The 23,974-nt window shown below is 69.9% G+C and carries 20 protein-coding genes; 11 read left to right on the forward strand and 9 right to left on the reverse strand.

All coding sequences use genetic code 11. The features are described 5' to 3' along the window. The first annotated feature begins 252 nt into the window (after positions 1–252). Positions 253–1,200 (forward strand): hypothetical protein, encoded by a 948-nt coding sequence (locus OG798_RS16605; protein WP_095855279.1) that lies wholly within the window; start codon positions 253–255, stop codon positions 1,198–1,200. Between the two features lie 39 nt (positions 1,201–1,239). Here the strand turns inward: OG798_RS16605 and OG798_RS16610 are convergent, their stop codons facing one another. Continuing rightward, positions 1,240–1,644 carry a Rieske (2Fe-2S) protein gene (locus tag OG798_RS16610; RefSeq protein WP_097226256.1) on the reverse strand — a complete coding sequence of 135 codons (405 nt, stop codon included), beginning with the start codon at positions 1,642–1,644 and terminating at the stop codon, positions 1,240–1,242. 287 nt (positions 1,645–1,931) lie between these two features. On the opposite strand from OG798_RS16610, the gene OG798_RS16615 reads away from it, so the two are divergent. Together OG798_RS16615 and OG798_RS16620 are read left to right on the forward strand one after the other, a co-directional pair. Then, on the forward strand, positions 1,932–3,017 hold the full coding sequence (locus OG798_RS16615) for a LacI family DNA-binding transcriptional regulator (protein WP_095855277.1): 1,086 nt from the start codon (positions 1,932–1,934) through the stop codon (positions 3,015–3,017). Then, the gene (locus OG798_RS16620) at positions 3,014–3,925 is read left to right on the forward strand and encodes a carbohydrate kinase family protein (RefSeq protein ID WP_328757264.1); all 912 of its coding nucleotides are present in this window, start codon (positions 3,014–3,016) and stop codon (positions 3,923–3,925) included. Before OG798_RS16615 ends, OG798_RS16620 begins: the two co-directional genes overlap by 4 nt. A gap of 129 nt (positions 3,926–4,054) precedes the next feature. On the opposite strand, the gene uvrA is transcribed toward OG798_RS16620, so the two are convergent. After that, the gene (uvrA, locus tag OG798_RS16625) at positions 4,055–7,096 is read right to left on the reverse strand and encodes an excinuclease ABC subunit UvrA (protein WP_097226254.1); all 3,042 of its coding nucleotides are present in this window, start codon (positions 7,094–7,096) and stop codon (positions 4,055–4,057) included. A gap of 223 nt (positions 7,097–7,319) precedes the next feature. On the opposite strand from uvrA, the gene OG798_RS16630 reads away from it, so the two are divergent. The 5 genes from OG798_RS16630 to OG798_RS16650 all read left to right on the forward strand — a co-directional run bounded on the left by OG798_RS16630 (position 7,320) and on the right by OG798_RS16650 (position 11,606). After that, positions 7,320–8,009: a maleylpyruvate isomerase family mycothiol-dependent enzyme gene (locus OG798_RS16630; RefSeq protein ID WP_095855274.1), complete on the forward strand. Its 690-nt coding sequence runs from the start codon at positions 7,320–7,322 to the stop codon at positions 8,007–8,009. A 9-nt stretch (positions 8,010–8,018) separates the two neighbouring features. Next, complete coding sequence (locus OG798_RS16635) at positions 8,019–8,675, forward strand: MBL fold metallo-hydrolase (RefSeq protein WP_075026258.1); 657 nt, start codon at positions 8,019–8,021, stop codon at positions 8,673–8,675. Positions 8,676–9,049: 374 nt separating this feature from the next. Further along, entirely contained in the window at positions 9,050–9,934 is an 885-nt protein-coding gene (locus tag OG798_RS16640) for an ABC transporter substrate-binding protein (RefSeq protein ID WP_097226253.1), read from the forward strand. Continuing rightward, entirely contained in the window at positions 9,931–10,857 is a 927-nt protein-coding gene (locus tag OG798_RS16645; RefSeq protein WP_097226252.1) for an amino acid ABC transporter permease, read from the forward strand. Before OG798_RS16640 ends, OG798_RS16645 begins: the two co-directional genes overlap by 4 nt. Next, complete coding sequence (locus OG798_RS16650) at positions 10,854–11,606, forward strand: amino acid ABC transporter ATP-binding protein (RefSeq protein ID WP_067364105.1); 753 nt, start codon at positions 10,854–10,856, stop codon at positions 11,604–11,606. Before OG798_RS16645 ends, OG798_RS16650 begins: the two co-directional genes overlap by 4 nt. Position 11,607: 1 nt before the next feature. Here the strand turns inward: OG798_RS16650 and aroQ are convergent, their stop codons facing one another. Beyond that, a complete protein-coding gene (gene aroQ, locus OG798_RS16655) occupies positions 11,608–12,081 on the reverse strand; it encodes a type II 3-dehydroquinate dehydratase (RefSeq protein ID WP_054235938.1) in 474 nt (157 codons plus the stop codon). Positions 12,082–12,324: 243 nt separating this feature from the next. Here aroQ and OG798_RS16660 point away from each other — a divergent pair, with 243 nt between their 5' ends. Continuing rightward, entirely contained in the window at positions 12,325–13,626 is a 1,302-nt protein-coding gene (locus OG798_RS16660) for an MFS transporter (protein WP_179857156.1), read from the forward strand. A 47-nt stretch (positions 13,627–13,673) separates the two neighbouring features. On the opposite strand, the gene OG798_RS16665 is transcribed toward OG798_RS16660, so the two are convergent. The 6 genes from OG798_RS16665 to OG798_RS16690 form a co-directional block, all read right to left on the reverse strand. After that, positions 13,674–14,774, reverse strand: a complete 1,101-nt coding sequence (locus OG798_RS16665; RefSeq protein WP_328757265.1) for a calcium:proton antiporter — start codon at positions 14,772–14,774, stop codon at positions 13,674–13,676. A 126-nt stretch (positions 14,775–14,900) separates the two neighbouring features. Next, on the reverse strand, positions 14,901–15,917 hold the full coding sequence (locus OG798_RS16670) for a TerC family protein (RefSeq protein WP_121416479.1): 1,017 nt from the start codon (positions 15,915–15,917) through the stop codon (positions 14,901–14,903). A 285-nt stretch (positions 15,918–16,202) separates the two neighbouring features. Further along, the gene (locus OG798_RS16675) at positions 16,203–18,221 is read right to left on the reverse strand and encodes a TerD family protein (protein ID WP_267061475.1); all 2,019 of its coding nucleotides are present in this window, start codon (positions 18,219–18,221) and stop codon (positions 16,203–16,205) included. A 45-nt stretch (positions 18,222–18,266) separates the two neighbouring features. After that, positions 18,267–18,845, reverse strand: a complete 579-nt coding sequence (locus tag OG798_RS16680; RefSeq protein ID WP_054235941.1) for a TerD family protein — start codon at positions 18,843–18,845, stop codon at positions 18,267–18,269. A 160-nt stretch (positions 18,846–19,005) separates the two neighbouring features. Then, positions 19,006–21,135, reverse strand: a complete 2,130-nt coding sequence (gene uvrB, locus OG798_RS16685) for an excinuclease ABC subunit UvrB (protein WP_095855268.1) — start codon at positions 21,133–21,135, stop codon at positions 19,006–19,008. 40 nt (positions 21,136–21,175) lie between these two features. Then, positions 21,176–22,042, reverse strand: a complete 867-nt coding sequence (locus tag OG798_RS16690) for an MHYT domain-containing protein (RefSeq protein WP_121416476.1) — start codon at positions 22,040–22,042, stop codon at positions 21,176–21,178. 279 nt (positions 22,043–22,321) lie between these two features. Here OG798_RS16690 and OG798_RS16695 point away from each other — a divergent pair, with 279 nt between their 5' ends. Further along, on the forward strand, positions 22,322–23,197 hold the full coding sequence (locus OG798_RS16695) for a glycerophosphodiester phosphodiesterase (protein WP_095855266.1): 876 nt from the start codon (positions 22,322–22,324) through the stop codon (positions 23,195–23,197). A gap of 92 nt (positions 23,198–23,289) precedes the next feature. After that, the gene (locus tag OG798_RS16700; RefSeq protein ID WP_054235945.1) at positions 23,290–23,844 is read left to right on the forward strand and encodes a methylated-DNA--[protein]-cysteine S-methyltransferase; all 555 of its coding nucleotides are present in this window, start codon (positions 23,290–23,292) and stop codon (positions 23,842–23,844) included. Positions 23,845–23,974: the final 130 nt, after the last annotated feature.

The following is a 23,974-nucleotide window of genomic DNA, read 5'->3' on the forward strand; positions in this document are numbered from 1 at the left end:
TCCCGGCCCCCCTGTGGACTCAGCCGCCGGGACCGCGATCGCAGATCGGCCAGAGGGCGGTACGGCAGGTTGAGTAGGTTGCGTATCAGGTGTTGTCGGGGCTTGGTCAACACGCTTCAATGCGTGGGAACTCGGGGTCGTGGACGGCGACAGGCGCGTGTGAACAAGCCCCGCGCGCCAGCCGGGCGCCCCCGAGGACCTACATCCAACGGTCTGACCAGCCGTTGTGAACATTCACAGAAAGGCCCCTGCATGCGGTACGGCACACAGCACGCGGACGTCGCCATTGCCGAACTGGAGACGGCCCTGGCGGGCGGCCCCTTCCATGTCGCACTGCGCGCCGCGATCGCCGCACGCGGCCTGCCCCTGCAGCGCGTACAGCACCATCTGTCTCGGTACGGGGTCAAAGTCGGGGTCACGAGCCTGAGTTACTGGCAGCAGGGCGCCCGGCGCCCACAGCGCCCCGAGTCGCTGCGCGCCGTACGCGCCCTGGAGGAGATACTCCAGCTCCCGGACGAGTCGCTGATCCGGCTGCTGGCCAAGGCCGACCAGCGCTGCGACCCCCAGCGCCCCACCGGCCGCTCGTACCGCTCCCTGGTGGAGGCCTCCGGCGTCCTGGAGCGGCTCCTGGCCGAGCTGGAGTCACCGCTCGACGGCGGGCTGCACACCCTCGGCCACCACGAACTCGTCCGGATAGGCACGCACCGCGAGCTGCTCGCGCGCGAGTCCCACCACATCGTGCGGGCCTACAAGGACGGTGTGGACCGCTATGTGGCCGTCCACCACGGTGACCCCGGCTGCGCCCCCGAGCGCACCGCGGTCCGAGCCCTGGAAAACTGCCGCACGGGACGGGTGCGCTGGCACCACGACACCGGAGTGATGGTCGCCGAGCTGCTCTTCGACACGCGGCTGCGCGCAGGAGATACGTTCCTCTTCCGCTACGGCTTCGAGGACGGCACGGCCGGCGCGTCCAGCGAGTACGTACGCGGGTTCGGCTTCGCGGGCGGGCAGTACGCCCTCCAGGTGCGGTTCGCCGAGGATGCGCTGCCCGTACGCTGCCACCGGTTCACCCAGCACTCGGCGGCGGCGCCACGCAGCGGCCGCCAGGAGCTCGCCCTCAGCGGGCGCCATCGCTCGGTGCATCTCGTCGAGCCGCGAGTGCGGTCGGGCATCGTGGGCATCGGCTGGGACTGGGAGTGACCCCGGCCGGCCGGGAACGCGGCGTCACCGCACTCCCGGTCAGGGACCCGCGACGATCCTGCCACCCTTGGCCTGCACGGACAGCTCCTTCAGCGGCACGGTGGCAGGGGCCTGCAGCACCTTGCCCGTCGCCGCGTCGAACTCGCTGCCGTGGCACGGGCAGATCAGCGTCGTGCCCTGAAGCTTGTTGATGGCGCACCCTGCGTGCGTGCAGATCGTGCTGAACGCCTTCAAGGAGCCGTTCTCGGCGCGGCTGACCACGACGTTCTCTTCCCGGTACAGCTTGGCGCCGCCCTTGGCGACCTCGCTCTCCGCGCCCAGCTCGACCGGCGCGGTCGGCGCCGCCGGCGTCCCGCCCCCGCTGCCGCCGGAGCAGGCGCTGATGGCGATCCCGGCGACCGGGGCGAGCGCCGCTCCTCGCAGGACGGTACGGCGGGCAGGCATGGCGTCTCCACAGGTCGGGGCCGGGTGTGTGTCGACGATACCGGGAGGGATCATTCCGCCCGGAGGGGGGCCGCACAGGCGGGACCCCGAGGGGTCCTCATGGGTGCGGCCCGGAGGGGTCCTCATGGGTGCGGCCCCGAAGGTGCCCTCAAAGGTGCGGGTGACTGGACGTAAACGTTTGCGCAAGCGTTTACGTCCACCGTCGAATGCGATACGTTCCCGCCGGAGCAGGCCGAGAGTTCGGAGAGGGTCCCAGGGGGACGCCCGGGGAGAGGCGAGGCAGGGCGATGGCAACGATGGTCGACGTGGCGGCGCACGCGGGAGTGTCCGTGGCGACCGTCTCCCATGTGCTCAACGACACGCGCCCCGTGCTGCCCCACACCCGCCAGGCCGTCCTGGACGCCATCGACGCGCTCGGCTACACACCCAACACCCTGGCCCGTTCGCTGGTCACCGCACGCACCCGGTCCATCGGCCTCGCGGTGTCGGCGATCACCAACCCGTACTTCACGGAGATCCTCCAGGGCGTCGAGGCGGGCGCCCTTGAGCACGGGTACGGGCTGCTCCTCGCCGATCCGCACGACGATCCCCAGCACGAGCGGAAGGTCGTCCAGCTGCTGCACGAGCGACGCGTCGACGGTCTGATCGTCGCGCCCTCCGCCGATCCGGACGCGCTCTTGCGCTACCTCGGGCAGCACAACGTGCCGACCGTCTTCCTGGACCGCCTGGTCGAGGCCCCGGCCGACCCCCCCTTCCGCTTCGACCAGGTCTGCGCCGAGAACGCCGAGCCGATGGCACGGCTGGTCGGGCATCTCGCCGAACGGGGTCACCGGCGCATCGGGCTCGTCGCGGGCCTGCCCGGGCTCAGCACCACGAGCGAGCGGATCTCCGGCTACCGCCACGGCCTCGCGGGCGCCGGGCTCCCCTACGACGAACGGCTCGTGGCGCACGGCGACTCCGAGGCGACGGCCGCCGAACGTGCCACCGACGCGCTGCTGTCCCTGGCGGCGCCCCCGACCGCGCTGGTCACCGGAAACAACGCGATGACCATCGGGGCCCTGCGCGCCCTGCGCGAACGCGGTCTGTCCGTGCCGGACGACCTGGCGCTGTGCTGCTTCGACGACTTCGCCTGGGCGGATCTGTTCGCGCCACGGCTGACCGCGATCTCCCAGCCCAGCAAGGAGATCGGCGCGCAGGCCGTCCGGCTGCTCCTGGAACGGCTCGCCTCGCCGGACCACCCGGCCCGCACCGTGCGCCTCCCCTGCGCCTTCGTCCACCGCACCTCGTGCGGCTGCGCCGAGCCCCCCGGGACATCGGGGGCCTCCCCCACCGACCCGAGCCAGAAGAGTCCCGCGAAAGGATCCCTGTCGTGATCGTCGTCGCCGGTGAGGCCCTGATCGACCTGGTACCGCAGGGCGCGGGCGCGCTCGTCGGCCTGCGACCCGCACGCGGCGGCGGCCCCTACAACACGGCGGTGGCGCTGGGCCGCCTCGGCTCCCCCACCGCCTTCTGCTCCCGGGTCTCGTACGACGCCTTCGGCGAGGCGCTCCTCGGCGGGCTGCACGAGGCGGGCGTAGACGTGTCCTCGGTGCAGCGCGGGACGGAGCCGACGACCCTCGCGGTCGCCTCCATCGACGCGGACGGCTCGGCGGCGTACTCCTTCTACGTCGAGGGCACGGCCGACCGCCTGTTCGCCGCGCCGGAGCGCCTCCCGGACGCCACCCGGGCGGTGTCCTTCGGGACCTGCTCGCTGGTCCTGGAGCCGGGTGCGAGCGCCTACGAGGAGCTCATGCGGGCCGCCGCCGCGCGCGGTGTGTTCACCACGCTCGACCCGAACATCCGGGCCGTGCTCATCCCCGACGCGGACGCCTATCGGGCCCGCTTCAAGAGCTGGCTGCCGTCGGTGTCGCTCCTCAAGCTCTCCGAGGAGGACGCGCTGTGGCTGGGCGGCACCCCGCGCGAGTGGCTGGCCTCCGGTCCCGCGGCCGTCGTGATCACCCAGGGCGGCGACGGCCTGACGGTGTTCACCCAGGACGGCTCCGTCCACTCCGTGCCCGGTGAGCCGGTCGAGGTCGTGGACACCATCGGCGCCGGAGACACGGTGAACGCGGCCCTGCTGCACGGCCTGGCCGCGCGGGACGCGCTGTCCCCGGCGGCGCTGGCCGAGCTGGGCCCCGAGGGCTGGAGCGAGCTGCTGCGGTTCGCGGCCCGCGCGGCGGCGATCACCTGCTCCCGAGCGGGCGCGGAGCCGCCCTTCGCCGCGGAACTCGACGCCCCCTGAGGCAGCCGGATCCTCTGAGACCGATGTGGTCCAAGGGCGGCTGAATGCGCAACGGGCGGTGCCCCATGGGGAGTTCCCATGGGGCACCGTGGTTTGCGTGATGTGTCGGGCCTGGCCCGTGCGGCCGGATCAGGCCTTGCGTGCCCGCGTGGTCTTCTTCGCGGGGGCCGCCTTCTTCGTGGCCGTCGTGCTGGTGGCCGCGGCGGCCTTCTTCGTGGCCGTGTTGTTCACGGCCTTCGTGGTCGTCTTCCTGGCCGTCGACTTGGCCGCGACCGCCTTCTTGGCCGTCGCCTTGCGAGGAGCCGGTACGGAGGCGGCGTCGCTGATCCGGTCCGCGCCCAGGACCTCGCGCAGGAACTTGCCGGTGTGACTGGCCGGAACCCCGGCGACCTGCTCGGGCGTGCCCTCGGCGACCACGAGACCGCCGCCGTTGCCGCCCTCCGGGCCCATGTCGACGACCCAGTCGGCGGTCTTGATGACGTCGAGGTTGTGCTCGATGACGATGACCGTGTTGCCCTTGTCGACCAGACCGGAGAGCACCGTGATCAGCTTGCTGATGTCCTCGAAGTGCAGACCGGTGGTCGGCTCGTCCAGCACGTACACCGTGCGGCCCGTGGAACGCTTCTGCAGCTCGCTGGCGAGCTTGACGCGCTGGGCCTCGCCGCCGGACAGCGTCGGCGCGGACTGGCCGAGCCGGACGTAGCCGAGACCGACGTCGTTGAGCGTGCGCAGGTGGCGGGCGATCGCGGGAACGGCCTCGAAGAAGCCGAGGGCCTCCTCGATCGGCATGTCGAGGACCTCGGAGATGGACTTGCCCTTGTAGTGGACCTCCAGGGTCTCCCGGTTGTAGCGCGCCCCGTGGCAGACCTCGCAGGGGACGTACACGTCCGGCAGGAAGTTCATCTCGATCTTGATGGTGCCGTCGCCCGAGCAGTTCTCGCAGCGGCCGCCCTTGACGTTGAAGGAGAAGCGGCCGGGCATGTAGCCCCGCACCTTCGCCTCGGTCGTCTCGGCGAACAGCTTGCGGACGTGGTCGAAGACTCCGGTGTACGTGGCCGGGTTCGACCGCGGGGTGCGGCCGATGGGCGACTGGTCGACGTGCACGACCTTGTCGACGAGGTCGTCGCCGTCCACACGCGTGTGCCGCCCGGGAACGCTCCGGGCGCCGTTGAGCTCGCGCGCCAGGTGCGTGTACAGGATGTCGTTGACCAGCGTCGACTTGCCGGAACCCGAGACACCGGTGACCGCCGTGAGCACGCCCAGCGGGAAGGACACGTCGATGTCCTGAAGGTTGTTCTCACGGGCGCCGTGCACGGTGAGCCTGCGGCCCGGGTCGGCGGGGCGGCGGATGTCCGGAAGCGGGATCTCCCTCTTGCCCGACAGGTACTGGCCGGTCATCGACTCGGGGTTGGCGAGCAGCTCCTTCAAGGGGCCGCTGTGCACGACCTTGCCGCCGTGCTCACCCGCGCCGGGGCCGATGTCGACGACCCAGTCGGCGACCTTGATGGTGTCCTCGTCGTGCTCGACGACGATGAGCGTGTTGCCCATGTCACGCAGCCGGACCAGGGTCTCGATCAGCCGGTGGTTGTCGCGCTGGTGCAGGCCGATGGACGGCTCGTCGAGGACGTACAGGACGCCGACGAGGCCGGAGCCGATCTGGGTGGCCAGGCGGATGCGCTGGGCCTCGCCGCCGGAGAGCGTGCCGGCCGCGCGGTTGAGCGACAGGTAGTCGAGGCCGACGTCGACCAGGAAGCGCAGCCGTTCGTTGACCTCCTTCAGGACGCGCTCGGCGATCTTCTTGTCGCGCGCGTCGAGCTTCAGCTTGCCCAGGAAGTCCGCGCAGTCGCTGATCGACATCGCGGAGACCTCCGCGATCGACTTCTCCATGACGGTGACGGCGAGGATGAGCGGCTTGAGGCGGGTGCCCTCACAGGTGGGGCAGGGCACCTCGCGCATATAGCCCTCGAAGCGCTCGCGGCTTGCGTCGCTCTCGGACTCGCTGTGCCGCCGCTTGATGAAGGGGACGGCCCCTTCGAAGGGCGTGGTGTAGACACGCTCGCGCCCGTACCGGTTGCGGTAGCGCACCTCGATCTGCGTCTTGTGGCCGTAGAGCAGGGCCTTCTTGGCGCGCTGCGGGAGACCGGCGAAGGGGATGTCGGTCCGGAATCCCAACGCGTCGGCGAGGGCTCCGACGAGGCGCCCGAAGTAGTCCTTGGTGTGCCCGTGCGACCAGGGGTGGATGGCGCCCTCGTCGAGGGACTTGTCCTCGTCCGGGACGATCAGCTCAGGGTCGACCTCCATGCGCGTACCGATACCGGTGCACTCGGGGCAGGCGCCGAAGGGCGAGTTGAAGGAGAAGGAGCGGGGCTCCAGCTCCTCGAACGACAGGTCGTCGTACGGGCAGTACAGGTGCTCCGAGTACATGCGCTCGCGCTCGGGGTCGTCCTCGGGGAGGTCGACGAAGTCGAGCACGACCATGCCGCCGGAGAGCCCGAGGGCGGTCTCCACGGAGTCGGTGAGGCGGCGCTTGGCGGAGTCCTTCACCGTGAGGCGGTCGACGACCACCTCGATGGTGTGCTTCTCCTGCTTCTTCAGCGTGGGCGGCTCGGTGAGCTGGATCGTCTGACCGTCGACCCTGGCCCGGCTGTACCCCTTGGTCTGGAGATCGGCGAAGAGGTCGACGAACTCGCCCTTGCGCTCGCGCACCAGCGGCGAAAGGACCTGGAAGCGGCTTCCCTCGGGCAGCTCCAGAACCCTGTCGACGATGGCCTGCGGCGACTGGCGCGTGATGGGGCGACCGCACTCGGGACAGTGCGGCTTGCCGATGCGCGCGAAGAGCAGACGCAGGTAGTCGTAGACCTCGGTGATGGTGCCGACCGTCGAGCGCGGGTTGCGCGAGGTCGACTTCTGGTCGATGGAGACCGCCGGGGAGAGGCCTTCGATGAAGTCCACGTCCGGCTTGTCCATCTGGCCGAGGAACTGCCGGGCGTACGAGGACAGTGACTCCACGTAACGCCGCTGTCCCTCGGCGAAGATCGTGTCGAAGGCCAGCGAGGACTTGCCCGACCCCGACAGGCCCGTGAAGACGATGAGCGAGTCGCGCGGGAGGTCGAGCGAGACATTCTTCAGATTGTGCTCGCGCGCTCCACGGACGATGAGACGGTCGGCCACGCCGGTCCGCACCTTTCTTGAGAGAAGTGACAGGGGCCGAGGCCCCCGTCTTTCCCAGACTAGGGGGAGCCACTGACAGCGCCGGTTGCTTTCCCTGGTTCACAACAATCCCGGGCCATCCAGCATGCCCGACGCCGCACTCGAGGGTATAGCACGTGCATTCGATTTGCGGGCGTGGCCGACCGTCTTCACCCGAACGTGTGGCGGGGCTAGGGTCGGCCGCATGATGGATCATGTGCGCGACCTGGCGTCTGTACGTGACGCGACCGAACGGCTGCTCAACGCAGCCGCCAAAATGGACAACGCTTCCGCGGCCGAGCCGTCACGGCTGCCCGGCTGGAGCCGCGGCCATGTGCTCGCCCACCTCTCCCGTAACGCGGACGCGCTCGTGAACGTCCTCGACGGGCGCCCCATGTACGTCTCCGGGGAAGCCCGGGACGCCGACATCGAGCGGGACGCGCCGCGCCCCCTGGCCGGACAGCTCGCGGACCTGCGGGAGAGCGCGGCCCGGTTCCAGGACGTGGGGGCGGCGCCCGCGGACTGGTCGCGCACGGTGGAGCTGCGCAACGGGGTCACGGACTCCGCGGCCCGGGTGCCGTTCCGGCGCTGGGTCGAGGTCGAGCTGCATCACGTGGATCTGGGGATCGGATACGAGCTCGAGGATCTCCCGGAGGAGTTCGTGGAACGGGAGATCGAGTTCCTCGCCGATCGGTTCACGGGACACTCCCAGGTGACCTCCACGCGGATCACCGACGGCACGCGCGCGTGGAGCACGGGACGCGATGCCGAGGGCGGACCCGAGGTCACCGTGACCGGTCCCGCACCGGCGCTGCTCGGCTGGCTCTGCGGACGGCGCGACGGTTCGGGGCTGAGCGTCGATGGCGGGCCACTCCCCGCGCTCCCCCCGCTATAGGCTGCCGTCATGACGTACAGCGGAGCGGTGAAGGTCGGCGGACCCGCCGATGTGCACGAGCTGCAGAACCTGATGATCTCCAAGGTCGCGGTCGGCCCGATGGACAACAACGCCTATCTGCTGCGCTGCCGGGCCACCGACGAGCAGCTGCTGATCGACGCGGCCAACGACGCCGGCACCCTGCTCACGCTGATCGGTGACGACGGCATCGCGTCCGTAGTCACCACACATCAGCACGGCGACCACTGGCAGGCGCTCGCGGAGGTCGTGGTGGCCACCGGCGCCCGCACCTACGCGGGCCGGGACGACGCCGAGGGCATCCCCGTGCCGACCGACGTCCTCGTGGGCGACGGCGACACGATCCGAGTGGGGCGCGTGGAGCTCACCGCGCGCCACCTCGTGGGACACACGCCGGGCTCGATCGCCCTCGTCTACGACGACCCGCACGGGCACCCGCACGTGTTCACCGGGGACTGTCTCTTCCCCGGCGGTGTGGGCAACACCCGCAAGGACCCGAAGGCGTTCGCCAGCCTCATCCACGACGTCGAGACGAAGATCTTCGACGCACTGCCGGACGAGACCTGGGTCTACCCGGGGCACGGCAACGACACGACGCTGGGCGCCGAGCGGCCGCACCTTCCGGAGTGGCACGCACGCGGCTGGTGACTCCGTGTCGCATGACGAACGAACCCCGACCGGTCCGGGCCATCTGACGAACCCGCGGGCGGGGGCGTGAAGCACGCGAACACGCGCCCCGTGTGAATGGAGCGCACGCGCCGGTGCCCCGCGCGCGCTCCCGGCGCGTGCGGTGGTGCAGTCCACTGGAAGCAGCCCCGCTCAGGTCGACGGCTCCTGACGCGAAACGGGCCGCCGGCCCATTGATCCCCGCCCTCGGCCGGCGGCCCCGGCGAAGCCGTCGGCAGGCCGATCCACGGCTCTTCTCATCGAGCGTTCACGGGACCGCAACACACGTTCCCACTATGCGGACATTTGCCGTTGTGACCTCGACAAACGGCCTGCCTCGCTGTCACTCTCCCGCCATGCATCTCGCCCAACGCACCCTGCGCCGCGCCGCGTCCGCCGCCACCGTCGCCCTGCTCGCCGTCGCCGTGGGCTGTGCCCCGCAGCCGGAGGACAAGGCCTCCGCCAAGGCTTCCGGGACAACCGGGGAAGCCTGCGCGAAGGGCGCGTTGGGCACCCGGACGTCCGGCAAGCTGACCATCGCGACCGACGAGCCCGCGTACGAGCCGTGGTTCAAGGACGACAAGCCCGCGAACGGCAAGGGCTTCGAGTCCGCGGTCACGTACGCCGTGGCCAAGCAGCTCGGCTACGACAAGAGCGACGTCGTCTGGCAGACCGTCCCCTTCAACAAGGCCTTCGCGCCCGGTGTGAAGACCTTCGACTTCGACATCAACCAGGTGTCGATCAGCGCCGAGCGCAAGAAGGCGGTGGACTTCTCGTCCGGCTACTACGACGTACGCCAGGCCGTCATCGCGCTCAAGGGCTCCAAGGCCGCGAAGGCGAAGAGCATCGCGGACCTCAAGGGCGTCAAGCTGGGCGCCCAGGTCGGCACCACCAGCCTGAACTACATCGACGACGTGGTGAAGCCGACCCAGCAGCCGGCCGCGTACGCGAAGAACGACCAGGCCAAGTCCGCGTTGAAGAATGGCCAGGTCGACGCCATCGTGGTCGACCTGCCGACCGCGTTCTACATCACGGCGGCCGAGGTGACCGACGCCAAGATCGTCGGACAGTTCGAGAACACCGGGGGCACGCCCGAACAGTTCGGACTCGTCCTCGACAAGGGCAGCGCCCTGACCCCGTGCGTGACGAAGGCCGTGGACGCCCTGCGCCAGGACGGCACGCTCGCCTCGATCGAGAAGCAGTGGCTGTCCGAGGCCGTCGACGCTCCGGTGCTCAAGTGACCGTCACCAAGGAGGAGTCGGAAGGGGAGCCGGGAGGAGAGCCGGGAGCGGGCTCCGGTGAGGGCGACATGTCCGAGGCGTACGTCCCGTCGCAGCGGCGGATCGAACGGGAGCGCCACAAGCGCGCCCGCGCCCGCCGCGCGACGGCGATCGCCGCGCTCTCCACCCTGGTCACCGGCGTCGTGCTGTACCTCGTCGTCGTCAACGCGCCTGGCTGGTCGCGCACCAAGGAGACGTTCTTCAACGGGCAGTACGCGCGCGAGGCGTTCCCCAAGGTCCTGGAAGGGCTGTGGCTGAACGTACGGCTGCTCCTGATATGCGGCGCCGCGGTCCTCGTCCTGGGCATGCTGATCGCCATCGCCCGCACCTTGCGCGGCCCGGTGTTCTTCCCCGTACGGGCGCTGGCCGCCGCGTACACGGACTTCTTCCGCGGCCTCCCGCTCATCATCAACCTGATGATCGTGGTCCTGGGCGTCCCCGCGCTGCGGCTGCAGGGCGTCACCGTGGACCCGGTCCTCCTGGGCGGTACGGCGCTGACGCTGACGTACTCGGCGTACGTCGCCGAGGTGTTCCGCGCCGGCATCGAGTCCATCCACCCCTCGCAGCGCGCCGCGGCCCGCTCGCTCGGGCTCACCAACCGGCAGGCCCTGCGCTACGTCGTCCTCCCCCAGGCGGTACGCCGCCAGGTGCCGCCGCTCCTCAACGACCTGGTGTCCCTCCAGAAGGACACCGGGCTCGTGTCGATCGGCGGCGCGGTCGACGCGGTGCGGGCCGCGGACATCATCGTGGGCCGCAGCCTCAACTACACGCCGTACATCGTCGCGGGACTGGTCTTCGTCGCGCTGACCATTCCGATGACCCGCTTCACGGACTGGATCACGGCCCGGATGGACCGTCAGCGGGCCCAGGGAGGGACCATATGACCGGCACACCCGTGCTGCGGATGGAATCCGTCCGCAAGACCTTCGGCGACTCCGTCGTACTGCGGGACGTCGACCTGGAGGTCGCCCCGCACACGGTGACCGCGCTGATCGGCGCCTCCGGCTCCGGCAAGTCGACCCTGCTGCGCTGTGCGAACCTCCTCGAGGAGATCGACGACGGCGCGATCTGGCTGGACGACGAGGAGATCACCGACCCGAGGGCCGACCACGACGCCGTACGCCGTCGGATCGGCGTGGTCTTCCAGGCGTACAACCTCTTCCCGCACATGACCGTGCTGGAGAACATCACGCTCGCCCCGCGCCGCGTGCACGGCGTGGGCCGCGCGGAGGCCGAGGCACACGCGCGTGAGCTGCTCGACCGGCTCGGCCTCGGCGCGAAGGCGGGCGAGTACCCCGACCGGCTGAGCGGCGGGCAGCAACAACGGGCCGCGATCGTCCGCGCGTTGGCCGTACGTCCCCGGCTGCTGCTCCTCGACGAGATCACCGCCGCCCTCGACCCGGAGCTCGTGGGTGAGGTCCTGTCCGTCGTCCGGGACCTGAAGGACGAGGGCATGACCATGGTGCTGGCCACGCACGAGATGGGCTTCGCCCGCGAGGTCGCCGACCAGGTGTGCTTCCTGGACGGCGGTGTGGTCCTCGAACGCGGCACGGCCGAGGAGCTCTTCGGGAGTCCGCGACAGGAGCGCACCCAGCGGTTCCTGCGCCGGATCGTGGAGGCGGGGCGGCTCTGAATCAGGCTTGCGCCTGCCCCGTCCCCGCCAGCGCCGCCACCCGCTCCACCGCGAACGCGTACCCCTGCACCCCGCACCCCGCGATGACCCCGTCGGCCCGCTGCGAGACGTACGAGTGGTGCCGGAACGCCTCGCGCTGGTGGATGTTGGAGATGTGGACCTCCACCACCGGAAGGCCGTCACAGGCGTTGAGTGCGTCCAGGATCGCGACGGAGGTGTGCGAGTACGCGGCCGGGTTGATCACGATCCCGGCGTGGTTCAGGCGCGCCTCGTGGATCCAGTCCACCAGCTCGCCCTCGTGGTTGGACTGACGGAAGTCCACCGTGCCGCCGTGCGCGGCGGCCGCCTTGGCACACAGGGCCGCCACGTCCGCGAGCGTGTCCGAGCCGTAGATCTCCGGCTGACGCTGCCCGAGAAGGTTCAGATTGGGCCCGTTGAGGATCATGATCGGGGCGTTGGCGAGGGTGCGGGGCACGGTTCCTCCGGTCCTTCCAGATCTGCCGGCCCGTTGCGGACCGCTGCTCGGACCCGGTCTATCACGCCACGGCGCGGTGGTGACGGGCCGTCCAATCCGTGATGAGACCCACCGTTCCATGGGGAGACCCGCTCCGAGCAGTACGAGATCGGTCCGCTCCGGCGCATCGCGATCTGCCTCCGACGCACACCATGCTCCCGCGCGCCCCCGTAACCGTCCGTCACCGTGGGTAGTTGACGCGGCATGCACGATGTACACACCGTAAGGGCGCCCTCCATGCTCCGGCTCGCGGCCGCCTCGCTCGCCGGAACGGCCATCGAGTTCTACGACTTCTTCGTCTACGGGACCGCGGCCGCCCTGGTCCTGGGACCGCTGTTCTTCCCGACCTTCTCACCGCTGGCGGGAACGCTGGCGGCCTTCGCGACGTTCGGCGTCGGGTTCGTCGCCCGCCCGCTCGGCTCGATGCTGTTCGGGCACATCGGGGACCGGCGCGGACGGCGGCCGGTGCTCGTCGCCTCGCTGTTGCTGACCGGCGCCGCGACCGTCGCGGTCGGGTGCGTGCCGACGTACGACTCGATCGGTACGGCCGCTCCCGTGCTCCTTCTTGTGCTGCGTTTCCTTCAGGGGCTCGGGCTCGGCGGGGAGTGGGGCGGTGCGGTGCTGCTGACCGCGGAACACGCGCCCGCCGAGCGACGCGCGCTGTGGTCGAGCTTTCCGCAGATCGGCCCCTCCGTGGGGTTCGTGCTGGCCAACGGCGTGATGCTGATGCTGTCGACAACGCTGTCCGACGCGCAGTTCGCGGCATGGGGGTGGCGGGTGCCGTTCTGGGCGGCGGGCCTGCTCGCCGCCGCGGGGCTGTGGCTGCGCAGTTCGCTCGCGGAGAGCCCCAGCTTCCTCGAAATGGAGGACCACGCGCGTGTGCCGCTCGCCGAGGTGGTGCGCGACCACTGGCGGCTCGTCCTGCTGACGGCCGGTGGACTCGCGGTCGGCTACGCCGTGTTCTACGCGGTGACGACCTGGGCGCTCGCGTACGGCGTCGAGCGGCTCGGGGTGAGCCGTACCGTCATGCTGTCCTGCATCATGGCGGCCGTGGTGGTGCAGGGTTCCCTCACGCCCGTGGTGGCCCTCCTCGGCGACCGCTACGGACGGCGGCCGCTGTGTCTGGCGGGGTGCACGGCCTCGGCACTGTGGATGTTCCCGATGATCGCGCTGCTGTCGACCGGCGAACCCCTGTTGATGTTCCTGGGCTTCCTGGTGGCGTTGCTCGCGTTCATCACGACGTTCGCCGTGATCTCCGCGTATCTGCCGGAGTTGTACGAGCCTCGGGTGCGCTGCACGGGGGCGGCGGTGGGCTACAACCTGGGCGGGGTCCTGGGCGGCGCGCTCACGCCCATCGTGGCGACGGCCGTGGCCGAGGGAGAGCGGGTGCCCTGGGGCGTGGCGGCGTATCTGACGGCGATCGCTCTGCTCAGCCTCGGGTGTTTCGCACTGCTGCCGGAGACCCGGCCGGTACCCCGGATGGCCGTCGCCCCGGCCACGGAGTGAGCGTCGGCTCCGCCGGCTCAGCGTCGCCTCCACCGGCTCGGTGTCGGCTAGGGAGTGACCGCCAGCTCCAAGTACGCCGCGAACACCACCAGATGGACGCCTCCCTGGAGCGGGGTCGCGCGTCCGGGGACGACCGTCAGGGAGCTCACGACCACCGTGAGCGCGAGCAGCACCATATGGGTGGAACTGAGGCCGAGTACGAGCGGCCCGGAGAGCCAGACGGACGCCAGGGCGACCGCGGGAATCGTCAGACCGATGCTGGCCATCGCGGAGCCGAGGGCGAGGTTCAGGCTGGTCTGCACCCGGTCGCGGCGGGCCGACCGGACCGCGGCGATAGTCTCCGGCAGCAGCACGAGCAGCGCGATGATCACACCGACCACGGACTGCGGCATGCCGGCAGCCTCGACGCCGGACTCGATGGTGGGTGACACGCCCTTGGCGAGGCCGACCACTCCGACGAGGGCCAGGGCGAGCAGGCCCAGGCTGATCCCGGCGGCACGGGCGGACGGGGCGTCCGCGTGTTCGTCCACGTCGATCACCTCGCCCTGACGGGTGATCGGGAGGAAGTAGTCGCGGTGCCGCACGGTCTGGGTCGTCACGAACAGGCCGTACAGGACGAGTGAGGCGAGCGCGGCGAAGGTGAGCTGGGCCGTGGAGAACTCCGGGCCCGGCTTGCTGGTGGTGAAGGTCGGAAAGACCAGGCTGAGCGTGGCCAGCGTCGCGACGGTCGCCAGGGCGGCGCCGGTGCCCTCCGCGTTGAAGACGGCTAACCCGTGACGCAGGGAGGCGACGAGCAGGCACAGTCCCACGATTCCGTTGCACGTGATCATCACGGCCGCGAACACCGTGTCACGGGCGAGCGTCGAGGTCTTCGGGCCGCCGTCCGCCATCAGGGTGACAATGAGCGCCACTTCGATGATCGTGACCGCGATGGCCAGGACGAGGGACCCGAAGGGTTCGCCGACCCGGTACGCGATCACCTCGGCATGGTGGACCGCGGCCAGCACCGCCCCGGCCAGGACCAGGGTCACCAGTGCGACGATCGCGCCGGGCAGGTCGCGCCCCCAGGTGAAGGCCAGCAGGACCACCCCGACCACGGGCACGACGGCCGTCCACTGCGTCAGGAGTGACCGGAGCCGAACGATCATGCAGCGATCGTCGCAGGCGCGGACGGGCCCCGCATTCCGATGGTCGCCCGAGCCAACACCTGGCGGGTTGCGCGGCCCTGCACCGCGCACCCCGCCACGAGGCGGCTGTTGCCGCCTCCGACGTGATCAGACGTCGATGCTGTTCGTCGGGGACTTCTCCGACGCCGGGGCCCCCGAAGCACCTTCGGACGCTTCCAGCGCCGCCTGCTTCTTGGAGGCGATCAGGCTGGTGATCGTCGTGACGACCAGGACCGCGCAGATCACCCCGAGCGAGACCGGGATGGAGATCTCGGGAACGTGGACGCCGGACTCGTGCAGTGCGTGCAGCACCAACTTGACGCCGATGAAGCCGAGGATCACGGACAGCCCGTAGCTGAGGTGGACCAGCTTCCTGAGCAGGCCGCCGATGAGGAAGTACAGCTGGCGCAGACCCATCAGCGCGAACGCGTTGGCCGTGAAGACGATGTACGGGTCCTGGGTCAGGCCGAAGATCGCGGGGATCGAGTCGAGCGCGAAGAGTACGTCCGTGCTGCCGATCGCGAGCATCACGACCAGCATCGGCGTCATGACGCGCTTGCCGTTCTGCTGGATCCACAGCTTCGTGCCGTGATACCGGTCGGCGACACCGAAGCGCTTCTCGGCCGCCTTGAGCAGCTTGTTCTCCTCGAACTCCTCCTCCGGCTCGTCGGCCCGCGCCTCCTGGATCAGCTTCCAGGCCGTGTAGATGAGGAACGCGCCGAATATGTAGAAGACCCAGGCGAAGTTGGAGATGATCGCGGCGCCCGCGGCGATGAAGATCGTGCGCAGGACGAGCGCTATGAGGACGCCGACGAGAAGTACCCGCTGCTGGTACTGCGTCGGCACGGCGAACTTCGCCATGATCAGGACGAAGACGAAGAGGTTGTCGACGCTCAGCGACTTCTCGGTGATGTAGCCGGCGAAGAACTCGCCGGCGGGCTGGCCGCCGGAGAAGACGAGCAGCCCCAGGCCGAACAGTCCGGCCAGGGCGATCCAGACGATCGTCCAGATTCCGGCTTCCTTGATCGATACGTCGTGCGGCTTGCGACCGATGAAGAAGTCGACGGCGATGAGGGCGGCCAGGCCCACGATCGTGAGGATCCAAAGGGTCACGGAAACTTCCACTGCGCGCCTCCGGCAGTCGTAACGGCAAATACCAGCGTCGTCGCTGCCGGAGGTCTCTTCCACCTGCGACCGAGGGGACACGTGATGCGTCCGCGGTCCACGGGCCGACGCCCCGGGATCCGGTCGGATCCGTATTGACGGGAACGCCGCTATTGGTAGGGAGTACTCCCCTCCGTGCGGAAAACAGTACCCGAAACACCAAGGAAAGGTAAAGCGATTAGTAAAAGAAAGGCCAAACTCCCTGGTCAGGGAGCTTTACCGATGCTTGGCAAAGTCCTCTGCGAGTCAGCGGTTCCATGAGCGGCGGGCCGCCGCCACCTGGGAGAGCACCTGCTGGAGCACCTGACTGCCCGGCGGGACGAGCGCAGGTTCGTACGTCCAGGCGTGTCCCACCCACGGGTCGGCGAGATGGTCGTCGGGCACCGGGGTGAGTCGCAACAGCGAACGCCAGAGAGGATCGAGCAGCGGCCCGTAGGCGGCGGCGTCCTCCCGGTCCGCGACCATCATCAGATGGACGCCGACGGCCGGTCCCTCGTCCGCGAGATAGCGCAACTGCGTCACGGCGCGGTCGTCGAAGCCGTGCGGGAAGTCGTTGACGATCAGCAGTTGTTCAGCGGTGTCGAGGTCTGGCGGCAGCGAGTCGGCCACACCGCCACGCACCGCCATCTGCACCAGGTCGACACGCTGGGTGAGCCGGGCCAACACCCCGCCCACTCCCGCGGCCCCGGCGGCGGGCGGAGCGTCGAGGACTCCGGAACGCACCAGCGGCGCGAGACACGAGGCTCCCGAACCGGCCGGGTCGATCACATGCACCGTGAACTCGCCGGCGGGATAGACGGCGAGCAGCCGGGCGGCGTGCGCCACCGCCGTGTCCATGGCGAGTCGGCGCAGTTCGTCGGAGTCGGCGAGCGGGTCGTCGAGGCCGGCCCGTCCGCTGTCGATCCACAGGCCACGTTCGAGCGGAAGCCGGACCAGCATCGGAATGCTCAGGTTCTCGCTCTCGGGCAACCGGAGGTCGCCGAGGCGCAGGGCCATGGGGATCTCCATGGGCACCCGGTAACCGTGCCAGACCGGGTTGTCCCAGGATGCGTACGCCGCGGGCAGCGCGGGCTCGACCACCTCGGCCTCGGCCGCGAGCTGGGCGAGGTCCCGGTCGAGCGCGGCGCGGGCCTGGTCGACCAAGCCGGCGCGCTTGGCCTGGGCGGCCTCACGCGCCGCGTCGCCCTGCCCGCCGATCCGGCTGCGCGGGTCGGACAGGACCTTGTCGAGCTCCTGCTCCAGGCGCGAGTCGGCGAAGTCGACGGCGCTGCGATACGCGGCCGTGGTGCGCGCCAGGTCCTCGAACATGCCCCACACCTGGTTGTAGAGCCGCTCCTCCATGGACCAGCCGGTCGCGTCACCGGCGACGGGCTGCGCGGGCTGCCCCGGCGCGGCCGGTGGTGCGGTCGGCGCAGGCGGGGGCGGCGCGGCGGCCTGTCTGCCGGGGTGGCTGTAGTTGACCGGGCCGCCCGTGGGGGCGGACGGCTGGGTGACGGCGGAGGGGTCGGGCTGCGCGGGGCCTCCCGGGTAGCCCGTCTGCGGCACCGTGGCTCCTTGCGGACCCGGCGCGTCGTACGGGGACTGCGGCGGTACGGTCCCGGAGGCGCCCTGCGGTGCCGCGTACGGCTGGTCCGGTCCCGGCGCCGAGGCGGCCGCCTGTCGTGAGCGGTCCGTGTCCGCCGTACGCGGCGGGGGTGCCGACACCGAGCGGGCCAGTCCCTGGGCCACCGCTTCGTTGATGCTGCCCGCGAGCTGCCGGGCCTCGGACAGGCCCTGGTCGGTGAGGAGTTCGGCGAGGCCGCCCGCGTACCCCTGGCCGACCGCGCGTACCTTCCAGACGCCTTGCCTGCGGTAGAGCTCCAGGGCGACGACGGCCGACTCCGTGTCCAGGCCGGTGATGGTGTAGCTGGCGACCTCGGAGCCGTCGAGGCCGGTGACGGCGACGAAGGGGGCGGCGACGGCCCCGAACCGGACAGGGCCACCGACACCGGTCGGCAGTGCGAGCAGCACGCTGACGCGGTGCACGGTTCCCGGCAGGGCGTCCAGGTCGAACGCGAGGCGGTGGTAGGCCGCCGCCTGCTTGGAGACCTCGAGTCCGGGCAGGGTCGGCGCCCCCGGGTGAGCCACCCATTCGACGCCCCGGACCCTGCCCTGCTCGTCGCTCAGCGTGGCCCCGGCCACGATCGGCCGACCGGCCGATACGCGGACCTCAAGACGGGCCTGGGAGAGCGGGTGGTTCTGCCCCCGGACCAGCTCGGCCGTCATCGCCTTGTCCCCCCGTGTCGCTTCGTGTGCCGGGCGCCGCGCTGCCTACAGGTGCGGCAGGATCGCGGGCATCAGGTCCTGGAACGTACGGCCGTTGGCCGGTGTGCCCAGGGCCGTCATCTGCCAGCCAGGGCCCGCGCGGTGCACCTTCGCCATGATCTGCGCCGTGTACTGGCCGCCGCCCGCGAGCGTGTAGCGGGCGAGCTCCTGGCCGTTGGTCTCGTCGACCAGACGGCAGAACGCGTTCTGCACTTCCTGGAACGTCTGGCCCGTGAAGGAGTTCACGGTGAAGATGATCTGGTCGATGTGGACCGGGACGCGCTGGAGGTCGACGAGGATCGCCTCGTCGTCGCCGCCCTGGCCCACGCCACCGACCAGGTTGTCACCGGTGTGCCGCACGGATCCGTCGTCGCTGACGAGGTGACGGAAGAACACCACGTCGACGGGCTGCTTGTCCGCGAACAGCACGGCGGACGCGTCGAGGTCGATCTCCCGGGTGCGCGAGCCGAACAGGCCGCGCCGGGGAGCCGCCTGCCAGCCGAGCCCCATGCGCACCGCGGTCAGGGTGCCCCCGTCGTTCTTCTGCAGACTGATGGCCTGACCCTTGGTCATGTTGACCGTCACGCGCTGTTCCCCTCTCGAGCTGTCCCCTGTTGCCGCGGAGTCCGCGGATGTCCAGCACCCTACGCAGCGCCGGCGACGGTGCCGAACCCTGGGGCGCGCTTTGTGTCGGTGTTGCAACACAGCGCGCATCCGCCGAGGTCCGGCACAGTGGGCGGGGGCCTCAGGCGAGGCCCGCCTCCTTCATCTGGCGCAGTTCCTTCTTCATCTCCGACACCTCGTCGCGCAGCCGTGCCGCGATCTCGAACTGGAGGTCGGCCGCGGCGGCCCGCATCCGCTCCGTCATCTCCTCGATCTGCTCAGTGAGTTCGGCCGCGGGGCGGTCGGTCGGCACCGTCTCCTTGGCCTTGCCCTTGGCGGACTTGGCCGCCTTGCCGCCGAGCGAGGGCACGGGGGCCTTGGCTCCCTTGCCGTCCTTGCCCTTGCGGTATCCGGAGCCGAGCAACTGCTCCGTGTCGATGTCCTCGCGGGCGATCTGGGCCACGATGTCGTTGATCTTCTTGCGGAGGGGCTGCGGGTCGATGCCCCTCTCCTCGTTGTAGGCGACCTGCTTCTCCCGGCGGCGGTTGGTCTCCTCGATGGCCTTCTCCATCGCCGGGGTGATCCGGTCGGCGTACATGTGGACCTGGCCGGAGACATTGCGCGCCGCGCGGCCGATGGTCTGGATCAGCGAGGTGCCCGACCGCAGGAAGCCCTCCTTGTCGGCGTCGAGGATCGACACCAGGGAGACCTCGGGCAGGTCGAGGCCCTCGCGCAGCAGGTTGATGCCGACCAGGACGTCGAACTCGCCCGAGCGCAGCTCGCGCAGCAGCTCGACACGGCGCAGGGTGTCGACGTCGCTGTGCAGATAGCGCACCTGGATGCCGAGCTCCAGGAAGTAGTCGGTGAGGTCCTCGGCCATCTTCTTGGTGAGGGTGGTGACCAGGACGCGCTCGTCCTTCTCGGTGCGCTTACGGATCTCGTGCACCAGGTCGTCGATCTGGCCCTCGGTGGGCTTGACGACGACCTCGGGGTCGATGAGGCCGGTGGGGCGGATGATCTGCTCGACGAAGCCGTCACCGCGCGAGAGTTCGTACTTCCCCGGGGTCGCCGACAGATAGACGGTCTGCCCGATGCGCTGCTGGAACTCCTCCCATTTCAGGGGACGGTTGTCCAGCGCGGAGGGCAGCCGGAAGCCGTGGTCCACGAGGGTGCGCTTGCGGGAGGCGTCGCCCTCGTACATGGCACCGATCTGCGGGACCGTGACGTGCGACTCGTCGAGGACGAGCAGGAAGTCGTCCGGGAAGTAGTCGATCAGCGTGTTCGGCGGGGAGCCGGGTTCGCGGCCGTCGAAGTGCATCGAGTAGTTCTCGACGCCGGAGCAGGAGCCGATCTGGCGGAGCATCTCCAGGTCGTACGTCGTACGCATGCGCAGGCGCTGGGCCTCCAGGAGCTTGCCCTGCTTCTCCAGCTCGGCGAGGCGCTCACCCAGTTCCTTCTCGATGTCGTTGACCGCGCGCTCCATGCGCTCGGGGCCGGCCACGTAGTGGGACGCCGGGAAGACGTAGACCTGGTTGTCGTCGCTGATGACCTCCCCGGTGAGCGGGTGCAGCGTGGAGAGTGCCTCGATCTCGTCGCCGAACATCTCGATGCGGACGGCGAGCTCCTCGTAGACCGGGAAGATCTCGATGGTGTCGCCGCGGACCCGGAAGGTGCCGCGGGCGAACGCCACGTCGTTGCGCGTGTACTGGATGTCGACGAAGCGGCGCAGCAGGTCGTCGCGGTCGATCTCGTCGCCGACCTTGAGGCTGACCATCCGGTCGACGTACTCCTGCGGCGTGCCGAGGCCGTAGATGCAGGAGACCGAGGCGACCACCACGACGTCGCGGCGGGTGAGCAGCGAGTTGGTCGCGGAGTGGCGCAGGCGCTCGACCTCCTCGTTGATCGAGGAGTCCTTCTCGATGTAGGTGTCCGACTGCGGAACGTAGGCCTCGGGCTGGTAGTAGTCGTAGTACGAGACGAAGTACTCGACCGCGTTGTTCGGCAGCAGCTCGCGGAACTCGTTGGCCAGCTGGGCGGCCAGCGTCTTGTTCGGTGCCATGACGAGCGTGGGGCGCTGGAGCTTCTCGATCATCCACGCGGTGGTGGCGGACTTGCCGGTGCCGGTCGCGCCCAGCAAGACGACATCCTTCTCACCCGCGCGGATGCGCTTTTCCAGGTCGGCGATGGCCGCCGGCTGGTCACCGCTCGGCTGGTAGGAACTGACGACCTCGAAGGGCGCCACCGAACGTTCGATCTTTGATACGGGCCGCATGGGTTCCACCGTACGACCCCGCACTGACAACGGGCCCGGATCACCGGTTCTGGGGGGTGCGTGAGCTGCGGTGGCCGCGCTCCCGGCCGGCGCGCGGCAGGGGGCGGCGGCCGACGTACTGGACCGTGGAGTGGGACGGGACGCCGGGCCGGTGATCCGTGGGCCTCCAGTCGGGCTTGCCCATGACCATCAGCGGGTCGAACATCACGACGACGCCCGCCAGACACAGGAAGACCAGCGGGCCGATCATCATGGGCGCGAGCAGTGCGGCGGCCGAGTCGCCGGCGGGACTGTTGGACGTGCCGTGGAGATGGACGCTGAGGGCGGCCATGCCCGTGTAGTGCATACCGCTGACGGCCAGCCCCATGACAAGGCTGGCGCCCACGCTCCAGAGGAATCCCCGGACCTGCCCCGCCGCCCACAGAGCGGCGGTGGCGGCGACGACGGCTATGACCACCGAGGCGGAGACGGTGAGGGTGTTGTACTCGAGGTTCCCGTTGAGGCGCATGCCGGCCATGCCCAGATAGTGCATCGAGGCGACTCCCAGACCGGTGATGGTGCCCCCGGTGAAGAGCGCCGTTCCGGTGGCGCCCCGGTAACCCACGATGAAGATCCCGATGCCGACCATCACGATGGCCACGCCCAGGCTCGCGAAGGTCGTCGGCTTGTCGTAGTGGACCGGGGTCTCCTTTACGGTGAACCCCATCATGGCTATGAAATGCATGGTCCATATGCCCGAGGCGATCGCCACCGAGCCGAGCGCGAGCCAGCCGGCCCGCCAGGAGTGGGCGACGAGCATCGATCTGGTGGTGCAGCGCAGGCCGAGCGCTCCGCCCAGGCAGGCCATGAGGTACGCCACCAGCGGTGTGACGAGTCCGTAACTGAAGCCGTCGACCGTGCCCTGCATGCGCGGCTGCCCTTCCCGCCCTTTTACGCCAGAAATTCCCGGAAATGCCCCCACCCTCAGGACCGAAAAAACGGCCAGGGTCGAGGCAGAGAGTATGACCCCCACCTGAATGGTCGAACGATTTTCCGGCAAAGAATCACGACCTCGCCGCACCTGTGTGATGCCGGTGAGCGGACTTGGTCAACTCCATTCAATCCGTGTCCATCCCGTACCCCTCCGTCGTTGACTCTCTGCTGTCACTCTTGATCTGTCTGTGATCACTCGACGTGAGGAGTACGTATGCACGCGCGCGTTGCCGCCGCCACGACCGCCGCGTTCATCGGGGGAACCGTGCTGATACTGCCCACCTCCCACGCACAGGCCGGCTCCCTGCGCAAAGCTCCGTTGATCGTCTCGCACCGCGGAGCGTCCGCCTACGCGCCCGAGAACACCCTCGCCTCCATCGACAAGGCGGCCGCGATGGGCTTCGGCTGGGTCGAGAACGACGTCCAGCGCACCAAGGACGGCGAGCTCGTCGTGCTCCACGACGCAAGCCTGGCGCGCACGACCGACGTCAAGAAGATCTATCCGCACCGGGCTCCGTGGAAGGTCAAGGACTTCACCGCGGCGGAGGTCGCGCGCCTGGACGCGGGGAGCTGGTTCGGTCCCCGGTACGCGGGCACCCGTGTGCCGACGCTGAAGCAGTACATGAACCGCGTCTCGCACAACCACCAGAAGCTCGTGCTGGAGATCAAGAACCCCGAGCTCTATCCGGGGATCGAGCGGCAGACCCTCAAGGTCCTGAGCAACGAGGGCTGGCTGGATCCGGGCCATCTCAGGAACCGGCTGGTCGTCCAGAGCTTCAGCGAGCGGAGCGTGCGGACGGTCCACGAACTGCGTCCCGGGATCACGACGGCCTTCCTGGGCAGGCCGTCGGTCGCGCGCCTCCACGAGTACGCGCGGTTCGCCGATCTGATCAACCCGGACCACGCCTCCCTCTCGGCCGGCTATGTCTCCGCGGTCCACTCGTTCGTCGGACCGCACAGGCGGCCGATGGAGGTCTTCACCTGGACCATCGACGACGCGAACACCGCACGGCGCCTGTCGGGCTACGGCGTGGACGGCGTGATCACGAACAAGCCCGACGTGATCCGGAGCGCTCTGCAACAGACCTGACCGGTTCTCGGCGGGTCTCTCGCCCGTGGTGCGGACGCCGGGCGGCGTCCGTGCCGCGGGCATTGTCAGTGGCGGATCGTACGGTGGATCGCATGAACAGCGATGGGCAGGACGAACAGCGGGTGGTGTGGGCCGTCGTCGGCACCGACATCGGTCCGCTGCTGCTGGCGGCGACACCGGACGGCCTGGTGAACGTGGTCTTCCACGCCACGGACGCGGTGCGTGACAAGGCGCTCGAGCGGCTCGCCGCGCGTCTGGGCACCCAGCCGGTCGAGGCACCCGGGTCACCGCTCCTGGCCGAGTCGATACGCCAGGTCACGGCGTACTTCGCTGGCGAGCGGCGGGACTTCGAACTGCCGTTGGACTGGTCGCTGATCTCCGGGTTCAACCGTCAGGTGCTGCGCGAGCTGGCCGCGGGAGTTCCGTACGGCGGGGTCGTGGGCTATGGCGACCTGGCCCGCCGGGTCGGCCAGCCGGGCGCGGCGCAGGCCGTGGGCGTGGCCATGGGCTCGAACCCGCTGCCGGTCGTCGTGCCGTGTCACCGGGTGGTGGAGAGCGACGGCGGCATCGGGGGGTTCGGCGGCGGCCTGGAGACCAAGCGGAAGCTGCTGGCGCTGGAAGGGGTGCTGCCGGAGCCGTTGTTCTGACGGGCGGTGCTGGCGGCTGGCGGCTGGCGGCTGGCGGCTGGCGGCTGGCGGCTGGCGGCTGGCGGCTGGCGGCTGGCGGCTGGCGGCTGGCGGCTGGCGGCTGGCGGCTGGCGGCTGGCGGCTGGCGGCT

Origin of the sequence: Streptomyces sp. NBC_00271, from assembly GCF_036178845.1 — a bacterium.
Taxonomy (GTDB): domain Bacteria; phylum Actinomycetota; class Actinomycetes; order Streptomycetales; family Streptomycetaceae; genus Streptomyces.